This is a genomic window from Planomonospora algeriensis (genome assembly GCF_977012225.1).
This window is the reverse complement of record NZ_CDRNDK010000202.1, coordinates 6,438-10,840: the sequence shown is the minus strand read 5'-3', so window position 1 is coordinate 10,840 and position 4,403 is coordinate 6,438. Positions and strand designations below refer to the sequence as shown.

The 4,403-nt window shown below is 73.4% G+C and carries 3 protein-coding genes; 2 read left to right on the top strand and 1 reads right to left on the bottom strand.

Annotated elements, in window-relative coordinates; all coding sequences use genetic code 11:
* Positions 1 to 1,499: glycosyltransferase family 2 protein (locus ACWJ6R_RS20420; RefSeq protein WP_449063766.1), on the top strand; the 1,499-nt coding region annotated here is incomplete at its 5' end.
* Complete coding sequence (locus ACWJ6R_RS20415) at positions 1,496 to 3,583, top strand: HAMP domain-containing sensor histidine kinase (protein WP_449063765.1); 2,088 nt, start codon at positions 1,496 to 1,498, stop codon at positions 3,581 to 3,583. The genes ACWJ6R_RS20420 and ACWJ6R_RS20415, both read left to right, overlap by 4 nt.
* Positions 3,584 to 3,652: 69 nt before the next feature.
* Here the strand turns inward: ACWJ6R_RS20415 and ACWJ6R_RS20410 are convergent.
* Positions 3,653 to 4,403: matrixin family metalloprotease (locus tag ACWJ6R_RS20410; protein WP_449063764.1), on the bottom strand; the 751-nt coding region annotated here is incomplete at its 5' end.

Sequence of the window (4,403 nt, the reverse complement as noted above, 5' to 3'; positions counted from 1 at the left end):
CCGCGCTCGCAGCCTCGGGCGCAGCGGACGCGTCCGCCGTCCTGAGCGCGCTCGCGGACGGCGTGCGGTGGCTGCTGGCCGCCTGCAGCGGCGCGGTGATGGTCTACTTCATCTGCGTCAACACCAGCTACCTGGTGCTCATCGCCCTGGCGGCCTGGGACTCCGTCCACTACCACCGGCGCCTGGCCTTCACCGGCCACGACGACATCTACGCCAACCCGCTCAACCCGGCCATCAGCGTGATCATGCCCGCGTACAACGAGGAGGCGGGCATCGTCGAGGCCGTGCGCGCCATGCTCTCGCTGCGCTACCCGAACTTCGAGATCGTCGTCGTCGACGACGGGTCCCGCGACGGCACGTTCGACCGGCTGCGCGAGGAGTACGACCTGGTCGAGGTGGAACGGGTGCTGCCGGACGACGTCCCGACCCGCGGCCGGGTGTTGTCCACCCACGTCCCCGCCACCGGCTCGACCTCCCTGCTGGTGGTCCGCAAGGCCAACAGCGGCCGGGCCGACGCGCTCAACGTGGGCATCAACTTCGCCCAGCACCCGCTGGTCTGCATGGTCGACGCCGACTCCCTGCTGGACCCCGGCTCCCTGCTGTCGGTGGCCAAGCCGTTCGCCGACGACCCGCTGCGCGTCGTCGCCACCGGCGGGGTGATCCGGATCGCCAACGGCTGCGAGGTGATCGCCGGGCGGGTCACGAAGGTGCGCATGCCGCGCTCCTGGCTGGTCCGCATCCAGGTGATCGAGTACCTGCGGGCCTTCCTGCTGGGCCGCACCGGCTGGTCGCGGCTGGGCGGCCTGCTGATCATCTCCGGGGCGTTCGGCCTGTTCCGGCGCGACGTCGTCGTCGAGGTCGGCGGACTGGACCCCGACTCGATCGGCGAGGACGCCGAGCTGGTCACGCGGCTGCACCGGTACCTGAGGGACCGCGGCCGCGACTACCGCATCGTGTTCGTCTCCGAGCCGGTCTCCTGGACCGAGGCGCCGTCCTCGCTCGCGGTGCTGGCCCGGCAGCGGCGCCGCTGGTCGCGCGGGCTGGCCGAGCTGGTGTGGAAGCACCGGGCGATGTTCGGCAACCCCCGCTACGGGCGGATCGGGCTGCTGGCCCTGCCGTACTACGTGGTCTTCGAGCTCTGCGCGCCGCTGGTGAGCCTGAGCGGCCTGGTCCTGGTCCCGCTCGGCGTGCTGGTCGGCGCCGTCGACGTCCCCTTCGCCGCCGTGGTCATGCTCGCCTCGTACGGCTACTCGCTGCTGGTCGCCTTCGTTGCGCTGGCGGTGGAGGAGTACGCCTTCCACCGCTACACCCGCTGGCGGGACCTGGGCGCCGCCGCGCTGGCCGCGCTGGCCGAGAACTTCGGATACCGCCAGTTCAACGCCTGGTGGGGGGTACAGGGGATCTTTGCGGCGCTGCGCCGTACGCAGCAGGTGTGGGGGGTAATGACGCGGGAGGGATTCTCCGCCCAGGGCGGGCCCACGGGAGGAAGAAAGCGATGAAGTGGCTGAACCGCAGTGTGGGGACCGCCCTGCGCCAGACCTTCGCGCTGCTCGTCTCCCTGGTCCTGCTGTCCGGGGTGGTCGCGGCGGTCGAGTCGCAGCGGCACGGCGCCGCCCTGGACCGGCTCGTCGAGTACAACGTCCCGCTCCGGCTGAACAACTTCAAGCTCCGCTCGACCATGGGCGACGCCACCCGTGGCCTGCGCAACCACCTGCTCTTCGAGCAGCCCAAGACCACCTACCTGCAGGCCCGCGACTCCTACCAGCCGTTCCTGGACGCCCTGGTCAGGCAGGCCGACCAGCCCGAGGAGCGCAGGCTGGTCGGCGACCTGGAGCGCAAGGTCGTCGACTGGTTCTCCTACGCCTCCCAGGCCGAGCGGCTGCGGCCGGGCGAGCCGGAGGTCCCCGAGTACGCCGAGGGCAGCCGGAGGCGCTACGAGGCGATCCTGGTCGCCAGCGACGCGCTGGAGACCCACCTGGGGCGCCGGACCGAGGCCCTGTACGAGGAGAGCATGCGCGAGCGCCTCTGGGGCCTGGCCGGAGTGGTCGTCTTCGCGCTCGCCGCCGTGGTGCTGGCCCTGCTCGTCGCCGTGCGCACCTACCGGGCGCTGGTGCCGCCGCTGGGCGCCATGGGCGAGACCCTGCGGCGGCTGACCGCCGGGGAGCACGAGACCCGGGTGCCCGACCTGGGAGGGCCGACCGAGATCCGCCAGCTGGGCGCGGCCATCAACATGCTCGCCGAGGAGAGCGACCGGCTGCGCCGCGCGGAGCGGGAGCGCGCACGCCTGGCCGAGGTGGCCTACGAGACCGCCGCGCGCATCCGCCAGACCCTCGACGCCGACGCGGTGGTCCGCGAGGCGGCCTCGCTCCTGGGCGCCCGGCTCCCCGCCGACCAGGTGTTCATCCAGCTCGTCCGGGACGGCACGATCGGCCCCGCCGAGCTGGAGTGGGCGGGCGGCCGGCTCGTCGACCAGGGCACCGCGCTGCTGCCCGTCCCCTCCGACCAGGCCGAGCGGCTCTACCTGCAGGGCGCGGCCTCCAGCGGCTCCACCCTGGACCCGCCCTCCTACGTGCCCGAGGCGGCCGTCCGGGCCCTGCGGCTGCTCGGGGACCGGCAGTACCTCTTCGTGCCCTTCGGCGCGGGCGGGCAGCTGCTCGGCACGATCCTGCTCACCCGGGGCAATTCCAGCGGTCCCTGGAAGACCGAGGAGATCGAGGCGGTCAAGAGCGTCGGGACCGACCTGGGGCGCGGCCTGGACCAGGCCCGCCTGTACGGCCGCGAACGGGAGCTGGTGGAGGAGCTGCGGGCGCTGGACGCGGCCAAGACCGACTTCATGTCCACCGTCTCCCACGAGCTCCGCTCGCCGCTGACCAGCATCGCCGGGTACCTGGAGATCCTGCGCGACGAGGACGCCGGTGACATCAACCCCGCCCAGGACCGCATGCTGGACGCCATCGAGCGCAACACCACCCGGCTGCGGCTGCTCATCGAGGACCTGCTGACGCTCTCGCGCATCGAGTCGGGCGCCTTCCGCACCGTCAAGCAGCGCACGGACCTGTGCGCCGTGGTGGAGGGCGCGGTCACCTCCATGCGGCCCGCCGCGGCCAAGGCCGGGGTCGAGCTGGACGCGGACTGCCCCGCGGGCTCGCTGATGGTCGACGGCGACCCCAACCAGCTCGACCGCGCCATGGTCAACCTGCTGTCCAACGCCGTCAAGTTCACCCCGGCGGGCGGGCGGGTGGAGGTGCTGGTCGCCATGGAGGAGGGCTACGGGGTGGTGCGGGTCTCCGACACCGGCATCGGCATCCCGGCGGACGAGCTGCAGCGGCTGTCCACCCGCTTCTTCCGCGCCTCCAACGCCACCGAGCTGTCGATCCCCGGCACCGGGCTGGGGCTGTCCATCGTGCGCAGCATCGTCGCCAACCACTCGGGCACCTTCGACCTGCAGTCGCGGGAGGGGGAGGGCACGACGGTGACGATGCGGATCCAGACGTGCGCGGCCAGGGGCGCCGCCGAGGGCGACGGGGGTGCCCAGGGCACCGAGAGCGCCGGTGCGCCCGCCGAGGCGGGCGAGGGGGCCTGACGCGCCTTTCCGCGGGCGACGGCCGCGCCGCACTGCCCCGTACGGCGGGCGGTCCGCCGTACGGGGCGGTCAGCGCACGCCGTACAGCTTGCGCATTGCGCGGTGGTCGCCCGCGCCCAGGGTCCGCACCGTGGAGCAGGCCGGGATCGTCGAGGCCATCACCTGGGTGCCGTGCTGCGACGGCGACACGTGGGTGAGCCCGAACGCGTGGCCCCACTCGTGGGTCAGCACCGAGGCCAGGTCGAAGGAGGAGGCGCAGCGGGCCGGCCGGCTGGTGTGCCAGCGGTACCTGGTGTTGATCACGATGTCGGAGGAGACGACCTGGCCGGACCGGGTCCAGGTGCAGGTGACGGCGAGCGCGGTGGAGGCGAGCCGCTTCCAGGCGACGACGCTGTGGCCGTCCTCCGCGCCGCAGGCCGTACGCGAGGAGGTGGAGACGGCGGCCGTGCGCTTCGTGGCGCCCCGGTACCGCTGGCCCGCCTTGAACGGGACCGGCAGGCCGCACTCGTTGCTCGCGCCGACCAGGGAGCGGGCCGCCGAGCCGATCGCCGACAGGGCCGTGCGGGAGACCGCTGCGGGCGCGCCGGACGGGTTGTAGTACCAGTCGGCGGTTCCCTTGACGCGCCATCCCGCCAGGGCGTACGCGGTGTCGCGGCACTGGACGCGGGAGGCGGAGGCGGCGGCCCGCGCCACCTTGGCCGCGTTCGGGATGCCGCCGTCCGGGACCGCCTCACCGGCCGCCCCGCCGGTCGCCTCACCGGCCGTCTCACCGGCCGTCTCACCGGCCGTCTCACCGGCCGTCTCACCGGCCGTCTCACCG